The organism is Lapidilactobacillus concavus DSM 17758 (assembly GCF_001435835.1).
Classification (GTDB): Bacteria; Bacillota; Bacilli; order Lactobacillales; family Lactobacillaceae; genus Lapidilactobacillus; species Lapidilactobacillus concavus.
The window spans coordinates 1-24431 of sequence record NZ_AZFX01000015.1 but is presented as its reverse complement, the minus strand read 5'-3'; the positions used below and the strand labels follow the sequence as shown (position 1 = coordinate 24431).

General features: G+C 42.7%; 22 protein-coding genes and 2 pseudogenes. 17 read left to right on the top strand and 7 right to left on the bottom strand.

Translation table 11 applies throughout. The features are described from left to right. Positions 1–4 precede the first annotated feature (4 nt). Positions 5–154, bottom strand: coding sequence for a teichoic acid D-Ala incorporation-associated protein DltX (locus FC15_RS08965; RefSeq protein WP_083479054.1), 150 nt, complete (start codon positions 152–154; stop codon positions 5–7). Positions 155–345: 191 nt separating this feature from the next. On the opposite strand from FC15_RS08965, the gene anmK reads away from it, so the two are divergent. The 9 genes from anmK to FC15_RS02330 all read left to right on the top strand — a co-directional run bounded on the left by anmK (position 346) and on the right by FC15_RS02330 (position 8722). Then, positions 346–1485: an anhydro-N-acetylmuramic acid kinase AnmK gene (gene anmK, locus FC15_RS02370; RefSeq protein ID WP_057823623.1), complete on the top strand. Its 1140-nt coding sequence runs from the start codon at positions 346–348 to the stop codon at positions 1483–1485. A 200-nt stretch (positions 1486–1685) separates the two neighbouring features. Further along, positions 1686–2354: a deoxyribose-phosphate aldolase gene (gene deoC / locus FC15_RS02365; protein ID WP_057823622.1), complete on the top strand. Its 669-nt coding sequence runs from the start codon at positions 1686–1688 to the stop codon at positions 2352–2354. Positions 2355–2647: 293 nt separating this feature from the next. After that, positions 2648–3844, top strand: coding sequence for a phosphopentomutase (locus tag FC15_RS02360; RefSeq protein WP_057823621.1), 1197 nt, complete (start codon positions 2648–2650; stop codon positions 3842–3844). A gap of 10 nt (positions 3845–3854) precedes the next feature. Next, the gene (gene deoD, locus FC15_RS02355; RefSeq protein ID WP_057823620.1) at positions 3855–4553 is read left to right on the top strand and encodes a purine-nucleoside phosphorylase; all 699 of its coding nucleotides are present in this window, start codon (positions 3855–3857) and stop codon (positions 4551–4553) included. A 202-nt stretch (positions 4554–4755) separates the two neighbouring features. Continuing rightward, complete coding sequence (locus FC15_RS02350) at positions 4756–5160, top strand: iron-sulfur cluster biosynthesis family protein (protein WP_057823618.1); 405 nt, start codon at positions 4756–4758, stop codon at positions 5158–5160. Positions 5161–5365: 205 nt separating this feature from the next. Beyond that, a complete protein-coding gene (locus FC15_RS02345; protein WP_057823616.1) occupies positions 5366–5602 on the top strand; it encodes a hypothetical protein in 237 nt (78 codons plus the stop codon). 188 nt (positions 5603–5790) lie between these two features. Continuing rightward, the gene (locus tag FC15_RS02340; protein ID WP_057823614.1) at positions 5791–6243 is read left to right on the top strand and encodes a hypothetical protein; all 453 of its coding nucleotides are present in this window, start codon (positions 5791–5793) and stop codon (positions 6241–6243) included. 149 nt (positions 6244–6392) lie between these two features. Continuing rightward, positions 6393–7715, top strand: a complete 1323-nt coding sequence (locus FC15_RS02335; protein WP_057823612.1) for a replication-associated recombination protein A — start codon at positions 6393–6395, stop codon at positions 7713–7715. A 188-nt stretch (positions 7716–7903) separates the two neighbouring features. Beyond that, on the top strand, positions 7904–8722 hold the full coding sequence (locus FC15_RS02330; RefSeq protein ID WP_057823651.1) for a ZIP family metal transporter: 819 nt from the start codon (positions 7904–7906) through the stop codon (positions 8720–8722). A 122-nt stretch (positions 8723–8844) separates the two neighbouring features. Here FC15_RS02330 and FC15_RS09310 read toward each other — a convergent pair. Further along, a pseudogene (locus FC15_RS09310) lies at positions 8845–8940 on the bottom strand (phospho-sugar glycosidase domain-containing protein); the annotation flags it as partial. On the opposite strand from FC15_RS09310, the pseudogene FC15_RS08960 reads away from it, so the two are divergent. Continuing rightward, positions 8940–9459: pseudogene (locus FC15_RS08960) on the top strand (ZIP family metal transporter); the annotation flags it as partial. The pseudogenes FC15_RS09310 and FC15_RS08960 sit on opposite strands and share 1 nt — an antisense overlap. Positions 9460–9615: 156 nt before the next feature. On the opposite strand, the gene FC15_RS02315 reads toward FC15_RS08960, so the two are convergent. The 3 genes from FC15_RS02315 to FC15_RS02305 form a co-directional block, all read right to left on the bottom strand. Further along, complete coding sequence (locus FC15_RS02315; protein ID WP_057823606.1) at positions 9616–11073, bottom strand: NCS2 family permease; 1458 nt, start codon at positions 11071–11073, stop codon at positions 9616–9618. Between the two features lie 204 nt (positions 11074–11277). Beyond that, complete coding sequence (locus tag FC15_RS02310) at positions 11278–12366, bottom strand: DUF871 domain-containing protein (RefSeq protein WP_057823603.1); 1089 nt, start codon at positions 12364–12366, stop codon at positions 11278–11280. A 326-nt stretch (positions 12367–12692) separates the two neighbouring features. Continuing rightward, positions 12693–13580, bottom strand: a complete 888-nt coding sequence (locus tag FC15_RS02305) for an N-acetylglucosamine kinase (RefSeq protein ID WP_057823601.1) — start codon at positions 13578–13580, stop codon at positions 12693–12695. Positions 13581–13795: 215 nt separating this feature from the next. On the opposite strand from FC15_RS02305, the gene FC15_RS02300 reads away from it, so the two are divergent. The 6 genes from FC15_RS02300 (at position 13796) to FC15_RS02275 (ending at position 19096) form a co-directional block, all read left to right on the top strand. Then, positions 13796–14533, top strand: a complete 738-nt coding sequence (locus FC15_RS02300; protein WP_057823599.1) for an alpha/beta hydrolase — start codon at positions 13796–13798, stop codon at positions 14531–14533. Positions 14534–14551: 18 nt separating this feature from the next. Continuing rightward, on the top strand, positions 14552–15451 hold the full coding sequence (murQ, locus tag FC15_RS02295; RefSeq protein ID WP_057823598.1) for an N-acetylmuramic acid 6-phosphate etherase: 900 nt from the start codon (positions 14552–14554) through the stop codon (positions 15449–15451). Positions 15452–15492: 41 nt separating this feature from the next. Next, positions 15493–16353, top strand: coding sequence for a MurR/RpiR family transcriptional regulator (locus FC15_RS02290; RefSeq protein ID WP_057823596.1), 861 nt, complete (start codon positions 15493–15495; stop codon positions 16351–16353). 235 nt (positions 16354–16588) lie between these two features. Beyond that, a complete protein-coding gene (locus FC15_RS02285) occupies positions 16589–17902 on the top strand; it encodes a PTS sugar transporter subunit IIC (protein WP_057823594.1) in 1314 nt (437 codons plus the stop codon). 70 nt (positions 17903–17972) lie between these two features. Further along, positions 17973–18236 (top strand): hypothetical protein, encoded by a 264-nt coding sequence (locus FC15_RS02280; protein ID WP_057823592.1) that lies wholly within the window; start codon positions 17973–17975, stop codon positions 18234–18236. 167 nt (positions 18237–18403) lie between these two features. Then, positions 18404–19096 (top strand): hypothetical protein, encoded by a 693-nt coding sequence (locus FC15_RS02275; RefSeq protein ID WP_057823590.1) that lies wholly within the window; start codon positions 18404–18406, stop codon positions 19094–19096. A gap of 473 nt (positions 19097–19569) precedes the next feature. Here FC15_RS02275 and FC15_RS02270 read toward each other — a convergent pair whose 3' ends face one another. Then, the gene (locus FC15_RS02270; protein ID WP_057823588.1) at positions 19570–20733 is read right to left on the bottom strand and encodes a radical SAM protein; all 1164 of its coding nucleotides are present in this window, start codon (positions 20731–20733) and stop codon (positions 19570–19572) included. Between the two features lie 575 nt (positions 20734–21308). Here FC15_RS02270 and FC15_RS02265 point away from each other — a divergent pair. After that, positions 21309–22901, top strand: coding sequence for an ATP-binding cassette domain-containing protein (locus FC15_RS02265; RefSeq protein WP_057823587.1), 1593 nt, complete (start codon positions 21309–21311; stop codon positions 22899–22901). Between the two features lie 138 nt (positions 22902–23039). Here FC15_RS02265 and FC15_RS02260 read toward each other — a convergent pair whose 3' ends face one another. Then, a complete protein-coding gene (locus tag FC15_RS02260) occupies positions 23040–24365 on the bottom strand; it encodes an IS4 family transposase (RefSeq protein WP_420835678.1) in 1326 nt (441 codons plus the stop codon). Between the last annotated feature and the right edge of the window lie 66 nt (positions 24366–24431).

Below are 24431 nucleotides of genomic sequence, written 5' to 3'. Positions count from 1 at the left end.
GGCTTTAAAACTCGTTATAGATAAAGTGTCCGCCATTAACGCCGACGTAACTGTAAAGATACATCAGTAGAAAAATAACGACGAAATAAAAAACGGTTTTCAACACAAAGCTTCTGACTTCATGTTGGTTTTGTTTGTGGTTTTTATCGTCCATAAACAGCCTCCTGACATCGAATGCTAGTCTAATGCTTACACTGATTATCATAGGGCAAGTGATTTTGAATCGCGTTTGAAAAAGCGAACATTGTGGCGTGCCAACTAACAATTTTGTAAGGTGGTCTAGGTCGATTGGGCTTACAATAAGAAGTAGAAACTTCGTGAGTCATCATAAAGGAGTCGTAAGCTATGTTAGCAGTCGGTTTAATGTCCGGGACATCCTTGGACGGTGTGGATGCAGCGCTGGTTGAAATTACCGGCGTCAATGAATCAACACGGGTCAAACAACTAAAATTTGCGAGTTACCCGTTCAGTTTAGCAATAAAGGCGAAAATTCAAGCGGCGTTATCTGTTGAAACTTCTGATGTCGAAGCAATTTGCAGCCTCAACTTTGAACTAGGTCGTCTTTTTGGCGAAGCCGTAATTAAAGTCTGTCAGGAATATGGCATCGACAGTGAAACGCTAGGATTTGTGGCTTCACATGGTCAAACCATCTATCATTTGCCACGGCCGAAAGAGACCACACGCGTGCCTTCCACTTTGCAGATTGGCGAGTCGGCGGTGATCAGTGAGCTGACAAAAACGACTGTCGTTTCGGATTTCCGTCCGCGTGATATGGCGGTTGGTGGTCAAGGGGCACCAATTGTACCTTACTCAGAATATATTTTGTATCGCAGTGAAAATTGCACGCGTATTTTGCAGAACATTGGTGGGATCGGCAATGCAACCGTGATTCCACAACATGGCCAACTTGATCAGTTGACTGCTTTTGATACGGGACCCGGAAACATGGTGATCGATGAACTCTGCCGACACTTTTATCCAGGTGAAGAATTTGATCGCGACGGCGCGCACGGGGCAGCTGGACATGTTGACCCCGAATTATTGGCGACGCTATTGGAGCACCCTTATTTTGCCAAACCATTTCCTAAAACGACAGGTCGTGAAGACTTCGGTCGTGAATACGTGGCGCGGCTATTAACAACGTATCGGGAATTAAACTTAGCACCAGAGGATTGGATCGCCACAGCAACGGCCCTGACAGCCAAGTCAATTGCCCAAGCTATCGATCAATTCGCGATTGGCGAGACGGAATTGATCGTCGGTGGCGGCGGTAGCTATAATCCGACGCTGGTGCGAATGATTGCCCAAGAATTACCACAGGTCAAAGTCATGATCCAAGAAGATCTCGGCTATTCTTCAGACGCGAAGGAAGCCATTGCGATGACTATTTTGGGTAATCAAACCTTACATCAACAATCCAGCAATGTGCCCAGCGCAACTGGTGCCAGCAAACCCGTCATTCTTGGTAAAGTCACCTATTACTAGATTGAGCCAACAAACAAACGTGTGATTACGTAAGAGATTGTGCCCATTTCTCACAAAATGGGAACGATCTTTTTTGATTCACCGTTGATCACGAAAGAAAATTTGATGAATAACTGTTTTCTTAAGCGTTGTCATGATATTATGCAGGTAGGTATTTAAGTTTTGCCGCTTTGTATTCTGATAGTCAAAGGAGAGTTTTCATGGAAAATTTTGCAAAGTATTTCGATCACACTTTATTAAAACCAGACGCAACCGAGGATGAGGTGCGCAAAATTATTGCGGAAGCAAAGGAATATCGGTTCGCTTCTGTCTGCATCAATCCTTACTGGGTTAAATTAACCGCGAACGAATTACAAGGAACCGGCGTGACGACTTGTACAGTCATTGGATTCCCTCTGGGTGCGACAACGACTGTTTCTAAAGTTGCCGAAACTGCACAAGCTCTCCACGACGGCGCCACAGAAGTCGACATGGTGATCAACATTGGCGAATTAATTGCTGGACATGATCAAGCGGTTCAAGAAGATATTCAGAATGTGGCGCGTGCAGCTCATGCTGGCGATGCAAAGTTAAAGGTCATCATTGAAACATCACTTCTAACCGACGAACAAAAGGCGAAAGCTTGCGAATTAGCCGTTGCTGGTGGGACTGATTTTGTTAAAACTTCAACTGGATTTTCAACGGGTGGTGCCAATGCACACGATGTTGCCATTATGCGTAAAACTGTCGGTGCCGAAATCGGCGTCAAAGCTTCAGGCGGCATTCATAGCTTAGCAGACGCACGCGCCGTCATTGATGCAGGCGCGAACCGCATTGGGGCAAGTGCTTCTGTCGCTATCATGAAGGAATACGAAGCAGCAAAGAAGTAGCCACGCGAAAGCAACCCTGGAGGACTCACAACTTATAAAAACGTGTGATTTAGTCATGCTTTTTCCGCTTAACAACAATTCAGGTGAGATTCGTAGCCGAATCACGCCTGAATCATCGTTAATGCTCAAAAGCAACCCTGACTAAATCACAACTTAACGTGTTCGTGTCAGGCAGCGTGTTCCGCTCAACGCAAACAACACCTGAATCCAAAAGCGGGATTCCTGTGTTGTTCGTGTTAATGCTCAAAAGCAACCCTGGAGGACTCACAACTTATAAAAAAGGAGGTCATTTTTTGACTGCTGATTATCGTTTTAAACGTGTTTTTGGTATCGTTCTTGATTCTATTGGTATTGGGGAGGCTCCTGATGCTGCTAAGTTCGCCGATGCTGGTGCCGATACGCTTGGTCATATTGGTGAATTTTGGCAGGGTAAATTTAATGTCCCTAATTTAGTTAAACTCGGTTTGGGAAATATTCGGACGGATGCGCCAATCTTGGGTGCGGAACCTATCGATGCGCCAATTGGTTATTATGGTAAGATGTTCGAAATTTCTGCCGGTAAGGACAGCATGGATGGTCATTGGGAGATGATGGGATTACCTGTCACTAAACCTTTGGGCTTTTTCCCGAACGGGTTTCCTGAGAAGTTGATCAAAAAAATCGAAGACTTCAGTGGCCGTCAAGTCATTGTGAATAAACCTTATTCTGGGACTGAAATTATTCATGACTACGGCGAAGAACAGATGAAAACTGGCGCGCTGATCGTGTATACTTCCGGTGATTCTGTCCTACAAATTGCGGCACACACCGATATTATTCCACTTGAAGAACTCTATCGAATCTGTGAATATGCCCGCTCAATTACCATCGATGAATATCATGTGGGGCGTGTGATCGCACGTCCTTATAGTGGCCCCGATAAAGATCATTTCGTTCGTAGTAGCGATCGTCATGACTACACCTTGGAGCCAACAGAGCCGACAGATCTTGATCGTTTGAAGGAAGCTGGCTTCGATGTCTTGGGCGTTGGTAAAATTAACGATATCTTCTCCGGCCATGGTATCACGCAAGGTTGGCATACGACGAGCAACATGGATGGTATGGACAAGACAATTGCGGCCGCTGATCAAGATTTTACTGGCTTCTGTTTTACGAACTTGGTTGATTTTGATGCGATGTATGGTCATCGCCGGAATGCACAAGGTGATGGTGAAGCACTGATGGCTTTTGACGAGCGTCTAGGCGAATTGTTACCAAAGTTAAATGATGATGACTTGTTGATCATCACGGCTGATCACGGCAACGACCCCACTTATACCGGGACAGATCACACACGTGAATATGTGCCACTTGTGGTTTATTCGCCAAGTACCGGTACTGGTTCACTCGGCATTCGTTCGCCATTCTCAGATTTTGGCGCAACTGTGTTGGATAACTTCAAAGTTGCTGGTAACGGCGTTGGTAAGAGTTTCTTAGCTCAATTACAATAGGAGGCGTCTGATGAGTACACATATTGGTGCCAATAAAGGTGACATTGCCGAAAAAGTTTTATTACCCGGAGATCCATTGCGTGCAAAATATATTGCCGAGAATTTCTTGATGGATGCGCATCGTTACAATGAAATTCGTAATTGCTATGGTTATACAGGGCTCTATCGAGGCGAAAAAGTTTCGGTACAAGCAACCGGTATGGGAATTCCCTCGATTTCGATTTACGTGAATGAGTTGATTCAAGAATATAATGTGCAAACCTTGATACGTGTCGGCACAGCGGGTGGTTTAGGCCCAGATATCAAAGTGCGCGATATCGTTTTAGGACAGGCTTCCTCAACCGATTCCTCAATTGTGACGAACACGTTTGGCCCTGGCATTAATTTTGCACCGATTGCTGATTACCGCCTCTTGTCGCAAGCTGCAGAGTTGGCCGAGAAAGACGGCATCAGATGGCATGTGGGCAACGTCTTAGGCGAAGATCGCTTCTACAATGACGAAATGGATCGGCAAAAGTTGATCGATTACGGCGTTTTAGCAACAGAAATGGAAACACCTGCACTCTACCTATTAGCTGCAAAATTCCATCGCCGGGCATTGTCAATCTTGACCGTCAGCAATCACCTGATCACTGGTGAAGAAACGACGGCCGAAGAACGGCAGACTTCCTTTAATGACATGATTAATTTAGCATTGCAGGTGAACTGATCACTTTTTACTGGCAACCCAGTTATTGAGGTAGTGCGGCTATCGCTCAATTCAGTTCAGTGAGAATCTCAATTCAAATCGCTGTCGAAGGTCCAGAATTTATTCTGACTGTGATGGCGATTTTTGAATTGAGCAAGTTTATTGCTTATTTTTTGTAAGTGTCGTACGATAAATATGTAAATAAAAATGTGAGGTGTTCATGATGGAAATAAAAATTAAAGATGCAGCCAAAGATTATTTAGCAAATAAAATTTCACCTGATGACGTTGTGTTATTGGCGCTCGATGATGGCTCAAATAAATTTTCTAACTTAGGTGGCTCATGTACGATTGGCAGCAAGTTCCAATTCGTTGTGACCGATCAATTGGACCCAGAGTTTGATGAACCACTCGAAAACAACCTCAACTTGAAGTTATACACGGGTCAACCAGAACTTGTTTATTTAACGGATGGCTTAAATATTGATTATAAAATGGGTTTTCTCGTTTTATCAGACAACAGTGGCATCATCGATGGTGCTGTTTCAGTCACTAAATACGAAGCACCCGAAAAGACGGACGCTGAATTAAAAGAAGAAATGCAAACTTTGGGCAACCAGATTTGCTAATCATTAAGTGATTGATGATTAAGAGTGCTGAGAAATCAGTGCTCTTTTTTGGTTCATTGATGACAAGATGTTCATGAATCATTGTGATCCGCATGTCAGGTGCGATTAAGATGGACATCATTTGTTGCTAACTGATAAATATTTCCCCACAATTGATTGTTTTCTGCTACAATGAAGTCATTCTTTGATGTGGAGGAATTGACAGATGACAATGGCAACGAAAATTCAAGATGTTGACGACTTTCAAAATCAGGTGATCGATGGGTTAAAAACAATCTATCACCTCGATGAAACCCAAGCACTTTCTGTTTTTTGTATCGAGCGTAATACGATCGAAGCTTATTGGCATCAACACTTTACCACACAGGATCCAAATGTGAATGAACTCTTGCAGCAGATGATGGCGGATGAAGAGGATTTGGAGGATGATTGTCGGGAATAGCGCAACACAGAATTTGGCGAGGGACTCGTCAATGGCACCAATGAGCAAGCAACAAGTCGATTCGCTCAGCTCGTGAATCGAATCGATCAAGTGGCGCGTTTTTTGGTTTGCAAGTGCATACATTCTTGTGAAACTGCGTTATGATAGAGACGAATGAAAAAGTTCTTTATTGCGGGAGGTAGGTCAAAATGACCGAAAATAATCAAAGAATGAATGTGGTTGGCTGGTTGGCCAATGAAGATCCAGACATGTTAGCGATGACTGATCGACTCTCTTTCTTCATGTTCTTTTACGAATTATTGCGGAAAGATACGGGGCTTTCTGCAGACTTTAGTGGTTTTACCATTGAATCTTTACTAGGGCAGCCTCAATTGCTCGGCTTCCGAGATCAATATCGTGCCGATCCAGAGGGAGTTCGCCAATCTGCAGTTGCTGCTTATGAAGAGGCACCGGAGAAAGTCGATAATGGCCTGGCAACGATGGCCTATGTTCTGGTCAAGAATAATTCGCTGAATTTCTTACAAGATTTTATCCATCAATTTGATTTTTGGCAGAATTGGCAGAAGTTTCATCGTCCAAGTCCAATTCGCTCGCTTAATCAGCATGATCAACAACTTATTTCTGAACATTTTAATCGATAATTAATGATGATTTTTGATCAGTAGTCTATTTTCACCCTTGGCTTGTCGCGGGCGATAGAGGCTACTGATTTTTTGATTGAGGTGATTTTTAGTTGACCCTGTTATACTTAGAGGTGAAAGATGGGTAGTCCTAAAGATAGGTGATCAATATGAGTGATATCTCTTTATTTAGTCCCAATGATGCGGACTTCGAGCCGTTAGCAAATCGAGTGCGTCCGCGGAATTTATCTGAATTTGTTGGGCAGTCACAGCTCGTTGGGCCGGGAAAAGTTCTGCGTGAATTAATTGAACACGATCATATTCCGTCAATGATTTTCTGGGGACCTCCAGGTGTCGGCAAAACGACATTGGCTTCGATCATTGCGCAACAAACCCAGGCGAAGTTTATCAACTTAAGTGCGGTGACAAGCAGTATTAAAGATATTCGCCAGGTGATGAAAGAAGCTGACGAGAATCTCCAGTTTGGCGAGAAGACGATTCTATTTGTGGATGAAATTCATCGCTTTAATAAGGCACAACAGGATGCTTTTTTGCCATACGTTGAGAAGGGTAGCATCATTCTGATTGGAGCCACCACGGAGAATCCTTCTTTTGAGATCAACTCGGCGTTGTTGTCGCGGACGAAAGTCTTTGTGCTTCAAGCCTTGACTAGCGATGACATTCTGCAGTTATTGCAACAAGCTTTGAAGGATCCACGGGGTTATGGTGACCAACAGATTGAGATCTCGCCGGAAGCTTTGCAGATTATTGCAAACTTTGCCAATGGCGACGCGCGTGTCGGTCTGAATACACTGGAAATGGCAGTGCTCAACGGTCAGCGCGAGGGTGATCAGATAACAGTTGATCAGAATAATCTCAAGCAATTGCTGGGCAAGAAGTCGCTGCTCTATGATAAAAAAGGCGAAGAGCACTACAATCTTATTTCTGCTTTGCATAAGTCGATGCGCAATAGTGATCCAGACGCGGCGATCTATTGGTTGGCACGGATGTTGGAGTCAGGTGAAGACCCACTGTATGTTGCGCGACGTTTGGTGCGTTTCTCGAGTGAAGATATTGGTTTGGCAGACAGTCGAGCGCTTGAATTGGCGGTAGCAACTTATCAAGCCTGTCATTTCATTGGCATGCCCGAATGTTCGGTTAATCTGACCCAGCTGGTCGTTTATTTAGCGCTAGCACCGAAATCGAATGCGGCTTATTTAGCCTACGAGGCTGCAAAGAAAGACGCACAAGAAACACAGGCCGAACCCGTGCCGTTACAAATTCGCAACGCGCCAACGCAACTGATGAAGTCGTTGCACTATGGCGAGGATTATCAGTATGCGCATGATACCACCGATAAAATCACGACGATGCAAACGATGCCTGATAATTTAGTCGGACACGAGTATTATTTACCGACCGATCAAGGTAGCGAAGTTCGTTTTGCAAAGCGGCTTGAACAGATCAAAGCTTGGCATCGTACCCATGATTAGAAGCCGAAATAACGTGTAAAAAAAAAATTGCGCGCGACTTTTCGAAGTGGTGAATGGCTAAAGAGTTGCTAATAACTGGGCCTGCACAGAGAATTAGGCCAAGCTAATTTATCTCTTTTATTAAACTAACCTTTTTGTTTATTTTTTATTTAAAGCATGGTAAAGTTTAGTAGAGGAGTGTGAACATGATGATTGATTTCTTTATCAAATTGGCACCATGGCAACAGGCTCTATTAGGAACATTATTTACTTATGGGATGACAGCATTAGGTGCTGCGCTGGTTTTCTTCTTCAAGAGTATTAACAAGAATATTCTAAACTTGATGTTGGGATTTGCCTCTGGGGTAATGATTGCGGCGAGCTTTTGGTCGTTACTCGATCCGGCAATTTCCCAGGCAGAACAGAATGGGGATATCGCGTGGTTAGTGGTTGCCATTGGCTTCGGTACCGGTGGGTTATTCCTGTATTTAGCCGATAAAGTCTTACCGCACTTACCAATCGGTCGCCAAGAAACAAAAGGCGATTTTCCTTCGTATTTGCGACGGACGGTTTTATTAGTCTTTTCAATTACATTGCATAACATTCCTGAAGGCCTGGCGGTTGGGGTCGCCTTCGGTGCAGTGAGCCAGGCGAGCAACCCGGCGATTGCCATCGCGGCCGCAATTTCTGTCGCACTCGGAATTGGGATTCAGAACTTCCCTGAGGGTGCGGCCGTTTCGATTCCGTTGCGTCAAGGTGGGCTTTCGAGAGCGCGGTCATTTATGTATGGTCAGGCCTCTGGAATTGTCGAGCCCATCGCCGGGGTTGTTGGGGCCTTGTTGGTCAGCCGAATGACCGTTATCTTGCCCTATGCCCTCGCGTTTGCGGCAGGTGCAATGATTTATGTGGTCGTTGAAGAACTGATCCCGGAAGCACAGCAAAGTGTTGAACGGAAGAGTCACACCGCCGTATTTGGCGTAATGGCTGGATTTATTATCATGATGATTTTAGACGTCGCTTTGAGTTAATTTAATCCAATCTCAAGTCGATTTAAAAAAGTATTTTGGATGACAAAAAGCAGTGCCAACGACCAATTTATTGGTTGTTGACGCTGCTTTTTTGAGTTGCTGCTTATCAAAATTGTGATTGCTTAGGCTTGGAACTTGAACTTACTCCATGGCTTGATGAAGTCGAGTAAGATCTTTTCGTCTGGTGCAATCGAACCGACTTTGTTCTTGCGACGATCAGGCTGAAGCGAATGGCGATATTGCTTGGTTAGTGGTCGCAATCGGTTTTGGTGCTGGGGGGCTGTTTTTGTACTTGGCAGATCGCGTGTTACCTCATTTGCCAATTGGTCGTCAAGAGAGCAAGGGCGATTTTCCATCGTATTTACGGCGAACGGTATTGTTGGTCTTCTCGATCACACTGCATAATATTCCTGAAGGGCTCGCGGTTGGTGTAGCTTTTGGTGCAGTTAGTCATGCGAGTAATCCGGCGATTGCAGTTGCGGCTGCGATTTCTGTTGCGCTTGGGATCGGGAATCGTTGAGCCTATTGCCGGTGTGATTGGTGCGTTGTTGGTTAGCTGGATGACGGTTATTTTGCCATATGCATTAGCATTTGCGGCTGGCGTAATGATTTATGTGGTGGTCGAAGAATTAATTCCCGAAGCACAACAAAGTGTTGAACGTAAAAATCACACGGCTGTTTTCGGCGTGATGACAGGATTTATTATCATGATGATCTTGGATGTTGCGTTAAGTTAAAATTATTTCGTCGTTCTGAAATCAATGCCTAAGTGATAACCGCTCCAATCGTTGTCGATTTAGTCATTGATTCCAACTCACGATGATCAGTGGGAACGCAAAAAGATCCAGCAACCAATATTTCTACGGTTGCTGGATCTTTTTTTGTCGTCAATATTAAATAATAGCTAAGACGATGAAATTGACGATGAATAAAATTGTGACGATCCATAAAACGGGATGAACTTCTTTGGCTTTGCCATTGACCAACTTGATCAGGCAGTAGGTGATGAATCCAGCGGCGATCCCGTAAGAAATGTTATAGCACAGGCCCATGAAGATCGAGGACATGAATGCTGGAATCGCTTCGGATAAATCGTTCCAGTCAATTTCTTTGAACGAGCCCATCATCATGACCCCAACGGCGATCAGTGCTGGTGCGATGGCTTGTGTGGGAATGATGGAAATAAATGGGGCGAACAAACTACTGAGTAAGAATAAAATGGCGGTGACAACGCTGGTTAAACCGGTACGGCCACCCGCACCAATTCCGGCAGCACTTTCGACATAAGTTGTGGTGTTACTTGTTCCGAAGATGGCGCCGATCGAAGTCGCAATGGAATCAGCGAATAATGCGCGATCCATTTTCGAAGAGAAGCCGTGGCCATCTTCCATTTCCTTCTCGTCTTGCGCAGAAAAGATTCCTGTACGGCGACCGGTTCCGATAAAGGTTCCCAGGGTATCAAAGGTGTCGGAGAAACTAAAGGCAAAAATAGTCATGATCACAAGCGGGAGGCGACTTGTATCGCCGAATAATGCGCCCATTCCCTTAGAACCGAGCGCCGCACCGAAAGTGGTTTGTAACTGTCCGATGGAATTCCCAAGTGAATTTGCCCCAGAGATATGTAAATTAGTGACGCCCATGGGAATGCCGACCACGGTGGCGATGATGATACTTAATAGAACCGCGCCGGGCACTTTTTTAACGAGGAGAACGATGACAACAGCTAGGCCAATGAGTGCAAGCAATGCGCCTGATTGCGAAAAATTGACCAGTGCAGGGACGATGCCGCCGTTAGAGATAATGTTAGTGATGCCACCTTTAAACGTCGTCTGAGTGGCGCTAAAGGCCTTACCGTTGATGCTAGTGATGCTACTTGGTTCAGAAGTGAATTGGAGGAAGCCGGCATTCTTGAAACCGATATAGGCGATGAAGACGCCGATCCCGCCGCCCATGGCTTGTTGCAGCGTTTCGGGAATGGCGGTGATGATCAACTTACGAATTTTAGTGATCGTAATCAGAATATTGATCAATCCGCAAATGAAAACCAAACCCAGCGCTTCTTGCCAGGAAAATCCTAAGGCAAAACAAACGGTGTAAGTGAAGAATGCATTGAGTCCCATTCCGGGTGCGAGTGCGTAAGGGACATTGGCGAACAATCCCATGAATAAAGTTCCGACTGCTGAGGCAATGATTGTGGCTAAGAAAACCGCCTGTGACGGCATGCCCGTCAGCGAGAGCACCGATGGATTAACGAAAAGAATATAAGACATGGCGAAAAATGTGGTGACCCCAGCCATAATTTCTGTACTGACCTTCGTTCGGTTCTTGGTGAGCTGAAAGAAATTATTCATCAATATTGTTCTCCTTTTACTAGTTGATGAATTAATAATAGCCTATTATAGATTAATTATCAATATTAAAACGAACAATATTTATTTAATTAAAAATATTGTTCGTTGATTTTATGTTTGGAATAATTTTTAAATTCGTTTATTTCATTAGAGCAGTCAAAAAAAGCTAAGAATTTCTTCTCAGCTTTTAGAAACAATTTTAAATTAGGCTTGGAATTTAAATTTGCTCCAAGGCTTGATGAAGTCGAGTAAGATCTTTTCGTCTGGTGCAATCGAACCGACTTTGTTCTTGCGACGATCAGAATGAGGCTCGAGGACGAGTTGCAATTCGTTCTTGTAGATCCCAAAATCGTCATTACCCACAACGATATCACCACGTTGGAATTCCTGTTCGTTATCATGTGGCTTGTTAGCGACATCTTTGTAGTAAACGCGTGGCATTGTTGAGCGAATAACCAAGGTATTCATATCGCCACGACGGAAATGCTGATGGTTGAGAACAACTTTTTTCTCGATGTCGTTAACGCCATCAACAAAGTCGATATGGAATTGAACTTGATAGCGATTCAATTCGGAAAGGGCCTTGAGTTCTTCTTCAGAAGCATAGGCATTCCCAATGATGACGTCGTCAATGACATTCGTTGCAAATAGATGTTTTGCTTGAACATCAATTGGCAAGCGACGATCCATTTCCATCGTTGGTAAACCATCGTTGACGTTCCAAGGTCCCATGTTACCAACCTGGCTGGCAACGAAGGCGGCGGTGTGGATACCGAAGTTCTTGAAGCGACGGCTACATTCCATGAAGAAGTCGTATGGTAAGGCAGTCCCAACTTGCGGATAGAAGTTATGACAGCCATAAATGAACGACTCGTTAGCTTGATAGCTGATAATATTATTCAAGTAATCCACATTGTTACTCATGTTTAATTCGATGATCAACCCATATTCGTTGTATGACAACATAGCTTCAGTTGAGCCGTCAAAACCTTGATCCAAACGAATACCAGCAACGTGCAGATCTGCGAAGAATTTCAGATCTGAATAACTAATGCCTAGCTCGTCAAAAATCCGTGGGGCGACATCGATGATGGTTTGATAGCCTAGGTTGTTACCAACATCAACGATTTTTTGATATTTAGCTTTTGTTTCTTTGGGTGACCCTTGAACTTCCAGCATGCTCATGAAGATGCGTGAGAAGCCATATTTATGCCCTAATTCGAGGTATTTCTTATCTGCCTCAAAGTCACTATGGTCTGGATAAATCGATAAACCTAATTGACGCATTGTCAATTGAATCACTCCTTTTGATTTAATAAACGAGGTTGAGAAAATCGGAAATAGCCGATCCTGACGAGATGGTGCTTTTTGCTTAACCAAGGTTAATTATGACACGGGTTCGATTCGGAAAGCAAACGAATACAAAGCCGTGAAATCAAGATTTATAAATTGGTCTATATCAATTTAGCTGTATTTTAACGATCAACGTTCATTCTTAATGTAAGCTATTTCTGTCGAAGCTTCTGGAATACCTGGTGGATTTCAGTGAGTGAACCACTCCGAATCAAAATTAGCGGTCTAGCTTTAAAAAAATTAAAATTTCTTGTCATTCCGGCACTTTATTGCCAAGCTTCCCAGAAAATCGCACCGCGCCCATTATTAGTTGAAACCACGTGGCCACGAATTTCCGGGTAGTGTTGTTGAATATAGCTGAGAAGTGTTTGCCGGAAAGTCGTGTTATGAACCAAGACCGAGCCGGAAAACGCAATTCGTTGAGGGAGCGGTTCTTGATAGTGTGCATAGAGCCCCAGTACTTCATCTCCGAGGGCATACGCTTGTTGTGTCAAGATCTGTCGCGCCTCAGCATTACCGCTTTCGGCTAACTCGGCAATTTTAACCGCGAAAGCCGCAATGTCTTTGCGCTGAAGGGTGTAATAAATTTGAACCGCTTGTTTAACATCGGCTGCCTTGAGCATCGCCAATAAAGGCTGCGTTAAGGTGCTGGCAGTTTGCTGGTCGTGTTGGTGAAGCATCTCCTTCATGGCACTAGCTGTGATTTGATAAGCACTACCAGTATCGCCAAGTAAGAATCCCCAACCCCCGTACCGAATCATTTTTTTATTTTGACGGCCATAGACGACTGAGCCGGTGCCAGCGATTACTAACGTTCCATCTTGCCCCTCTAGGCCATTCAGAAGTGCTAATTGGGCATCACTGATCACGTCCGTTTTGACGCCGAAATGAGCCGTCAAGAAGGTTGCCACTTCGCCGGCGTTATTTGTGGTTTCAACGCCGGCAATGCCCACGAGGATATGCTCGCAATCCCGACGATCGAGTTGTTCGAAGATTGTCGACAGAATTGTCGTCAGATTTTGATAAGTCTGCGCTTGATTCAATAAGATATTGCCAGGACCGCTCTGTGTTTCAAAAATTACCCGGCCTGTTTTTTCGAGTGCTTGGCCCACAATATGGGTGCCACCACTATCGATACCAATGACATAAGACAATTTGAGACCCTCTTTACCTTTGAAATAAAAATTCAATTTTAGACTTCAGTTGCGTTTTGAAAGGCGCGTGTTGATCAAGACTATTCGTCAATTTGACGCGCTTGATACACCACATATTATAAATTAGTGGAATTTTTTTTCAAGTTTTAATTGAAAAAAATGATTTTTTGTTTTATAAATAGACTATATCCTTTTAAAAAGTTAGGAAGTAAATTATGGCATTCTTGGATTTGATGCGTTCTTCTACGATCTTAGCCAATCAGACACGGGTGCAAGTCATCTTGCCAGATCGGTTGACTGCTGGGCAGAAACTGCCGGTATTGTGGTTGTTGCATGGTCTGGGTGACAATGGCAGTTGTTGGCAGCGGAAAACCAACCTGGAGCAATTAGCCAGCACTTATCAACTTTGCGTGATCATGCCAGATGGTGGTCGTAGTTTTTATACAAACATGGCTGCGGGCGGGCGATATTGGGATTACCTGACACAAGAATTGATGCCACAAATGCGCGCGTTGCTCCCCATCAGTTCTGCAGCAGCTGACAACTTTGTCGCTGGCAATTCGATGGGTGGCTATGGTGCGTTGAAGTTAGCTTTCAAGAAGACGAGTTGGTTCAGCGCGGTGGCAGCAATTTCACCCGTGACGGATCTTAGTGTGGTGCCTGCGATTATGCCAGATTATCAGGCAGTTTTCGGGCAAACCGATCTCACGACTGATCATGATCAACTTCGTGACTTTGCACAACAAGCCAATCTCGAACAGCTACAACAATTACGCTGGTATCAAGCCATCGGAGACCAAGATTTTATGAAGCCGGCGAATGATGATTTCAATCGTTTTTTGACCGAGTCCTTGCATTTGTCAGTCACCTACAAAACCGGTGCTGGACAACACAATTGGTCGTATTGGGATGCACAAATTGCCGATGTTCTCACTTGGTTAATGAATAAATAGAAAAAAGAGGTTCTTAAGATGATCAAACGAACAACTGAAATGCGGAATCCGGAAACAACTCATATTGATGAGATGTCGACACAACAAATTTTAACGACGATCAATCGAGAAGATCAACAGGTGCCTCGTGCAATCAGCGAGCCAGCGCTTCTGGCTGAACTGGCGAAAATCGTTGATGCCGTGGTCAATGGTTTTAAGCAAGGTGGTCGCCTGTTTTATATTGGTGCAGGGACCAGTGGCCGCTTAGGTGTTTTGGACGCGGCAGAGTGTGTGCCAACGTTTGGGACCGATCCGGAGATGGTTCAAGGTTTAATTGCCGGTGGCGATCGTGCCATGACTGAAGCAGTTGAAGGCGCTGAAGATTCAGTTGAAGGCGGGCGTGCTGATTTGGTTGCGCGAAACTTAAGTCAGCATGATTTTGTCTTAGGTATCGCTGCCAGTGGAACCACACCCTATGTGATTGGTGGCCTGGATTACGCACGGGAAGTTGGTGCAGGAACTGGCGCGTTGAGCTGCAATCATCAAGCACTGATCAGCGAACACGCGGAATTCGCCATTGAAGCTGTTGTCGGCCCCGAAGTGGTGACTGGTTCAACGCGAATGAAATCGGGTACCGCTGAAAAATTAATTCTGAACATGATCTCAACTTCCACCATGATCAAGTTGGGTAAGGTTTATGGCAATCTGATGGTCGATGTGAAGCCGACGAATCTAAAATTGATCGACCGCTCAAAACGAATCATCCAGGATGCAACAGGCGTTGATCGTGCAACAGCTGAGAAATATTTCGAGTTATCACAACAACAGCCCAAGACGGCTATCGTGATGATCAACGCAGAAGTTGATTATGAAACGGCCGTGGCTGCCTTGGCAAAGAACAATGGCTTCATTGCGGCAGCATTGAAAGATTTAAGATAGTTATTGATTAATGAGATTTCCAATTTGAAGGAGGTTTGCTGATGTCAGTTCGTGGTCGTATTTTAAATGCTAAGGGCGATCTTTCCGAGGCCGAGGCAAAAGTTGCCGATTATATCTTGAAGCATCAACAACAGGTTCTAAAGATGACCATCAAGCAGTTAGCCAAAGCGTCGAATTCTAGTCCGGCTTCGGTGATTCGTCTGACGAAGAGGTTGGACATTGACAGCTTTACGACATTGCGGATTCTGTTATCTTCGGATCTGACGAAGAATCATTCTGATCCGAAAGATAATGCGGATATTACCAAGAACGAGCAACTCAGTTCGATTAAAGAGAAATTATTGTCTAGCGCGCTGCAGTCGATCCGAGAAACGACTGATCAAGTTAATGAGGATGAAGTCGATCACCTCGTGAGTGCCATTATTCATTCTCAGCGTTTGTTTATTTTCGGTATTGGTGCCTCTTACCTGGCCGTCGAAAATATTTCGCAAAAATGGAATCGAATCGGTTATCCAACAGTTGCCGATAATGATCTGAATGCCTTATTGCCCAAAGTGATCAACGCTGGCAAAAATGATGTTCTGTGGATCATTTCCAATTCAGGGGAGTCCCCAGAAGTGTTGTTAGCCGCACAAACCGCCAAAGAAAAAGGTGTTAAGGTGGCGTCGTTGACTCGCTTTGGTAATAACAGTCTTGCCAAGCTATCGGATATTTCTGTTCACACCTCACAACCGATGGAGAGCCCTAATCGAATCGCGGCCACCAACTCGCTATTAGCTCAGTTCATGTTGATCGATATCATCTTTTATTTCTTTGTTAGCAAGAGCTTCGATAAGAGCGCCAAGGCATTGGATGCTTCACATCGAGTGGTTCGCGACTACAAGCAAAGTTTGTTGAAATAAAATTTCAAGTTCACGTTTCAAAAAAGCACCTCGAAAAGATGATGACATCGGGCTCTTCGAATGGTCGATCAGATCGTCATTTCTAAATTGCCGTAAAAAATAATATCAAAATAAAATATTTTTCGTCAAACATGTTGAAATTAAATTTCACCATGTTATAATACTTCTGAAGGCGGATACACGCCTAAAAATGTTCTCGCAATTTTTTATCTTTTTTTTAGGAGGAGTGATTTTCATGGATAAAGTCATGAAATGGGTCGAAGATAAAGTTGTGCCACCAATGGCAAAAATTGGGACGCAGCGCCACCTGCTTGCAATTCGTAATGGTGTTGTTTCTTCACTTTCATTGATTTTAATTGGGACGTTTTTCATGGTGTTCATCAATTTACCCGTTGATGCCTGGAAAAATGCCTTAGCACCGTATTCAGCAACAATCGTGTTGCCATATCGAATGACCATGGGCTTGATGGCCATCTATGCGACATTCGTCATGGGGTCTGATTTGGCAAAGTCATATCACTTAGATAGCGTGACTGGTGGTATCCTTTCATTAGGAACATTCTTCATGTTCCAAATGCCAGTTAATGTGATGACACCGAAGTCAGCACCATTAGGTTTTGTTTTACCAATGACTTATACCGGTGCATCAGGCATGTTTACAGGTATCGTTTCAATGATCTTTGCCGTTGAAGTCTATCGCTTCTTCAAGACACACAATGTGACGATCAAGATGCCTGAACAAGTACCGCCCGCAGTTGCACGTTCGTTTGAAGCTTTAATTCCAGGTTTCTTGATCATCACGACCGTTTGGTTGATTCGTGATGTCGCTGGTTTCGATTTAAACGCGGCATTATTAATGCTCTTCAGACCATTAACTAACATTTTAGGTAATAATTTATTTGGGGCTTTGCTGCCAATGTTCTTGATTCACTTGTTGTGGTCATTTGGTATTCACGGGATGAGTATTGTTGGGTCATTAGTTCGTCCAATGTGGTTGATCATGTTGGATGAGAACGGTAAGGCTTTAGCTGCTGGTACTGCTGCAACTAAATTACCAAATATTGCACCTGAACAATTATTCCAGTGGACAGTTACCATTGGTGGTGCTGGTGCAACTTTAGTTGTTGCCATCTTATTCTTAACCATCTGCAAGTCCAAATTCTTAAAAGAAGTCGGTCGTTTCTCAATTGTTCCCGGCATCTTCAATATCAACGAACCAATGATCTTCGGTGCACCAATGATGCTGAACCCATATATGTTTATTCCGTTCAACATTGTGCCATTGATCTTAACAACAATCAGTTACTTCGCCGTTAAATTAGGTTTAGTCAACGGATTCAGTTCCATCCCAGCTTGGACGTTGCCAGCACCAATCGGTGGTTATCTTTCAGCTGGTAATGACTGGCGTGTCGTTGTGTTGATTCTGATCAACATGGTGATTGCAACCGTGATCTACTACCCATTCATCAAGGCATATGACAAACATATGTTAGCTCAAGAAGCTGGCAAGGCCGAAGATGAAACAACCACAGAAACGGCTAATGCTTAATCGTAATAAACGACAACAAGGTGAGGGATCACTTTTTAACAGGTGATCTTCAATAGATTGAGGTGTAAACATGCTTTATTGGTTGCTAGTCTTTATCTTTTTTATCGCATTACTCTTCGCCAGTCATTTAATGCTACAGGCATTGAAGAAACGAGGCATCAAGATTAACCGGTGGGTCTGGGCGATTGCTGCATTCCTCGTCGTCATTATTCCTAAGGTGATCTTCCCACAGATGTCCACGGCTTGGACGATCGTTTTGCTGGTCTTCTGTTGTGTCTTCGCAGTGAATTTCATGACGGAGCAACATCAGTGGCTGATCGATAAGAAACTCTAGGTCTTGCAACCGGAAGCAAAGCTAGCCTCGGCTCGATTTTTTAAATAAATTCGGTTACACTGGCATTATGCCAATTATCAAAAAGATTCATCCATTGAAAAATGGGTGAATTTTTTATATTTGCGGTAAAATGAAAACGATTCAATAATTTAAGGTGAGGTTTAATCATGACAATTAAAGCATTAGCAGGGAGAAAGTTATACGCATTTGGCGATTCATTGGTGAAGGGACATACGTTAAAAGTAGGGATGTTGGACGCAGCTGCGGCGCATGAAGGCATGATTTTAGAAAAATACGCGGAAAATGGGGCGACGATCATGCCGACTGAGCCTGGCGATCATAGTTATGCCAGTGACAATCGAATTCCGGATGTCGCTCAGCAAATTACGTCTGCGCCCGTTGAAACGCCAGCGCTGATTTGCTTCGATGGTTTAGTCAATGATGCTTCGATTGGTGTTAGATTATCGCCATTGGGTCATTTGACTGCTGATTTTAACGATGACTATAATTTGACCACACCCTATGGCGCCTTTGAGCATGTCTGCGCACAACTACGACAAAAATATCCGCACACGCAAGTTTTATATATTGCCAATCATCATATCGCCAATAATCCGCTGGCATTGCAGGATCAGATGCACGATTTAGCCATCGATGTTTGCCAGAAGTGGGCGATTGATGTCGTGGATGTGTATCGCGAGGGCGGCATCAACACCAATATTCCCCAAATGGCTGCCGATTATTCGTATAACGGTGAAGGCTCTGACCGCGATGGGGATGGGACTCATCTCAATGTGATCGGCTATGAGACTTGGTATGCGCCAATGATCGAAGCGGCAATCGAACGTCACTTTTCATAACCAACCACATCATTCAGGCTGACTTGCCTGCATAAATAATGAATCCGGAACAGGTTTGGTTGCGTTAAAATTTGTTATAATAGTCGTCATACGCTTGATTGACGTATGACTTGCGGCTTTGGTCGTATTTATTGAGAGCGTAAAATATCTTGTGTAAATGCATAAAAAATTTCTGAATTGTATAGAAATAGGGAATGCCTTCCCTTATGATATTTAGTAACCACGGCGAATTAACGCTGCGTGATTACTGGTTAATATCAGTAAGTGGGTGGCCAGGGGTTTGAGCTTGGATTTCTCTCAAATGCTTGTACACCAGGGATTTCACGGATATATTCAGGATGATAATCCTTCGTGAAGGTCATTTTGGAGGTTATTGATAATAAAATTTGAAGTCTGTCGAGGCGTGTGTCGCTGTCTGTGAAAATGGATAGCGTTTTTTGTTAGATTAACATAAATTCTCTTTCATGGAAGTCCTATTTTTTAAACGGACATTGTACTCGATTACTTCCATTGCTTGTTCCTGTGGCTATTTGCATACGTTCCAAGAATGAAGAGTTATCAGAAATTTGTTCGATGGGTAATTCATTTATTGTTCCAATTTTCATATAGTCTATTTTCCCGATTCCGCATCCATAAATATCCCCATCTTCAAATATTGACCAAAGAAGCGTTCCGGCAATACAGCCCAAACAGCTTAATTGTAAATTTTCACCTTGTTCCTCAAAATAAATTGGAATAATATTCTCAAAATCTCTTTTAGCATTATTAACAACACGAGTAAAATCCTTGGCGTAAAAATGTTGATTAGATGCTCGCCCGATATTTGTTATTTCGCCAACCGCAACATTGCTCACACCTAATTGTGCACAATATGCAATTGTATCGTACAGTTTTTTAGTGTCGTTTTGAAAAAGTGTTGTAACACTAACTTGGTGCCCACGAGCTATGCATGATCGAATAAAGTTGGTGGTGCTCTTAAAGGAGCCCTTTACTTGTGTAAAACTATCATGCTCTAGAGGATTGTCATAATATAAGGAAACTTGTACATTTCTGCCGAGTTCTATCAGAGCATTCCCTTTTTTAGGGGCAATTTTGAAACCAGAAGTACTGAATGATATTAAGAAGTTCTTTGATAGCTCATCTATCAATTCATTGAAATGCCTGTATAGAGTCGGCTCACCACCAGACAGTGTAATCAGCGGTACTTTACCTATGAAATGATTTAGGAAATCAACTAACTTGTTGAAGTCTAATTCCTTTGGTTTCAGAATATCCCCCTTATAACAATGCTTACATTTCAAAAAGCACTTATTGGTTAACGAAACATGAAACTCAAGTGGATAGGATTTTCCTTTCTCTCCAGTAATCATAGGAAGCGAGTATGCACAATCTTGCAATGATAAAAAATTTTCATTATTATTCAAAAACTTTGCAATAAACTTTTCGGTTTCATTGGCAGTTAATCCCAAGGAAATCAGTTTACTTCTAAGATTACTACAACTATCAGATTCAAAATAGAGCTCCAGTAAATAGGACTCTACCACATTAAATCTAACAATCTCACCACTAATTAGGGTTCCATAGATTTGCTCCTTATACCAGTGAAATAGTGCAAATTTAGATAAGTCAAAATACATGACACTCCACCTACTCTGCAAAATTATGTACCCCTGAGACCAAATTGGGACACTAAATTCTGTTGCTAATTTTTGTTTTTGATAATTGGCCGAATGATGTTGTACGGTGTTCCACCGGGGCAAGGCATTCCCATCTGTTTACGTGAGCCTTTCTTTTTGCTGTATTTTCTTATTTCACTCAACATATAAATTCCTCCATAATCGGTGCTGGCAAAAGAAGTAATAATTAATACTGTGCTTTAATTCTTTAAAACGACAAGCCTAAATCTTATGTGAAGTGTTCAATGCGGTCTCGGGGCAGTTGCTCAATAAAAAGCAATATTAATGATAATAATACTACAATTAAACTAACTGTCAATAAATGTTTTGTATATTATGCTAATCAAATAAATTTTAAAATATTAAATCACAGATTATAATAATCCTTTGAAAACCATCAAATAATGTTATTAAACTATGAATTGATTATTGAAAAACAATTAATAATGTGATATATTGTTGCGGTATATTAGACTTAATTGACATATCTAATGCTTAATATTAATTAAAAAAATAATTATTTACGGAGGATAACAGTGAAACTTTTATCAATTAAAATAAAATTCTGGTATTTATTAACACTAGTTGCTACGGTTTTATGGAGTGCAATTTCTGTATTAGTACCGCTGATCAGCGGACGGTTTATCAATGCTGTTACAACTGATCCTCATAATATCTCTGGAATTTATTTTTGGCTGTTTCTGGTGTGTTCAGTACTTCAAGCAACGTTCTCAGCAATCAGTACATTTCTCAGCCTTGATTTAGTCAAACGTGTTAAAAATTTTTTCAGAATCAATGTTGTCCGTTCCTTATTTGCACATCGAAAGTATCAAGAAAAATCATTATCTTCTGCGATTACTGATATTAACGTTAGTAGCTCAACTATTGCTGAACAATACGTCAAGGGTGAAATCGATATTGTCAACTGCATTAGTATGATCATACTTTCATCGGTTGGTCTATTCACAATTAACAAAACACTTTCTGTGGTGATAATTATCATCAGCATAATAATTGTAGTTTTTCCGAAAGTTTTTTCGAAGAAGAGCCAGAAAAACCGCGAAGATCAAATAAACGCTCAAGATATATTAAATAAAAGAACCACTTCATTCGTAAAAGGTATTGAGACGCTTTATAATTTTGGTGCACGAGGCTATTTTAAGAGGCTACTACTAAAAGATAACAGTGCAATTCTTTCCACTGAAGGTAAAGCCAACAACTTTAAAACAGTAACGTACACAGTCAATGCTTTCTTACAAATCACAAAAACATTCGTTATTATCGGACTTGGTGCCTACTTGATTACGAAGAATCAACTCTCTATCGGTGGACTACTAGCGGCGATTCAAATTGCTGCAACTCTTGGTGCACCCATGGAGGTTTTATCAATGTTGCTATACTCACGGCGTGAAGTCGAACCAATTGCAAAACGTGTTCAAGCATATACGACCGAACCAACTACTGAAGCTAAAGTAATAATGGATTCGATTGTAACGGTTAACTTCAATCATTATGGTCAAAAAATTGACGGAAAAGAAGTATTACATGACCTCTCCTTGACTTTTGAAAAGAAGAAAAAGTATTTAATCGTTGGGAAAAGCGGTTCTGGGAAATCAACTTTATTGCGAGCAATTTCAGGTGTAACCGTAGGGGAACAATATGGTGAGCTAGCGATAAATGGCCTTTCTGGAAAATCATTCAAACAAATTAAACTTGTAACACAGTCTCCGGCTATCTTTCAAGCAAGTCTCGCTGATAATTTGTTCTTAGGTGAACGTGTTGATAATCAACGGTTGCAACAAATGATCAACTTTTTAGAATTAAACAATTTAACTGATAGATTTGATCTGATGAATGATAGTATATCTGAAGAAGATCTATCTGGAGGCGAGCGTCAAAGAATTGCATTAGGACGCGCCTTATTGGCAAAACCTGATGTATTATTACTTGACGAGTTTAGTTCAGCACTAGATCCAGATCTTAGCCTAAAATTGGAAAAGCATTTATTGGAACTCCCCTGCATGATTATTTCGGTCTCTCACCATGTTAATCGCGAATTATTTGATCAGTATGATGAAGTTGTGGAAATTGCCAATGGCGTTGTTATCTCTATCACAAATCCGGCGTAACCTATACCCCATTGGAAGCAAGTATTAAATGCCTTTTTGGATAAAGACTCACGATTATAGGAATGATGCTAGGAGCTAAATCATGAAAGCCCAAATCAAGCTTGATTCCTTGTCACACTAGGTATCAGACCGATAAAATTAGATACCAATGTCCGTCAGTTCTGCGCCAATTATTGTGCCAACTTGTGGCGTTAACTGGTTAAACAAATTATTAATCAAGGTAGTAACGCGCGTACTAATTTTTGGCTCGGCTTGAACCATATCGGATAAGCCATCGAGCAATTGTGTTACCGCCAGCGTCAAATCTAATACTGGCAGTAATGTATTCAAATTATGGAAAATATCACCCAATGTTTGGTCATTTGGTTGATGTCGTTGTTGCCACGCCAACAGATCGTAAGCCATCATCGTGATTGCCATATGCGCACAAAGGCCATCGTAATCTTGGAACCGCACGGTAGCTAGACGAAGATATTGCTTAGCTGCCCGAAAATAATTCTCGATCTGCCATCGCCGTGTATAGAGGCCAATGATTTTGGTCGGTGTTAAGGTCGTATCAGTGGTCGCTAGTACTAAATAATCATTGCCTCGATGAGCTTTAGTCACGAAAACTAATTTTATCGGTAACTCAACACCTGACCGTTCAGCCTTAACAATACAACTGTACAGATAGTGTGTGTGCGTTTGCCGGTTTGACCGGCGTAAGTGGCGATACAGATCAGGAATCGTGTATTCTCGGCTCCAATAACGAAAGTAGCTTTTCTTGGTCCGTTTGAGCATACCCACACCGACTAGACCAAGGCGTTTAAGTGCCAGCAGTAGCTTAGATGACGTAAACCAACTATCAAAAAGGACATATTTTGCCTTGATCCCGTTGGCCAGTGCTTGTTTGATTAAGGCCAGGCTAACAGTTGGCATTTCTTGCATAGCTTGAGCCCGTCGCTGTCCAGATAGCGTCCGCCAATCCAGCGTTGACGCTGGTGCCCTAACGCGATTTGAGGCTTTTTTGGATGATAAAACGGCCGTTGTCACTGGTAGGACCAATTGACCGTTACTCCAAGCAATGGTCAGTCCACGAAAGCCAGTCAGATGGCGACTTTTATCGTGGTCAAAGGTGTTCGCCAACAATTCAGTTTGCTTTGCGCTTAGGCGTGGGATCAGTGTATCATCGACGATTAAGGCGCCACTATGGCGTGCATCTAATCGTTTAGTCAAACTAGCAATTACCCGCTGTGCTAGCTGACAGCTTAGGCGTTGCCAATTAATTCGACCGTCATCGAGCATGTTGTAAATCGTGCGCTTAGTGCAAAAAGTCGGTGCTTCGGCACGATAGAGTGTTTGACGCTGGAAAATTGTTTTCAACACCCAAACCAATACAGGGCCTAAAGAAACATCGGAGTGCCGACAATCATTTAGCCGGTGCACCAAGTTGGGTAAATGAACTAACTGACAAAATTGAGAAATAATTTTAAACCGCGCGTTTTATAATTAAGTTAGCCACCCAGCCAAAATGGTAAAAAAAAGACACCA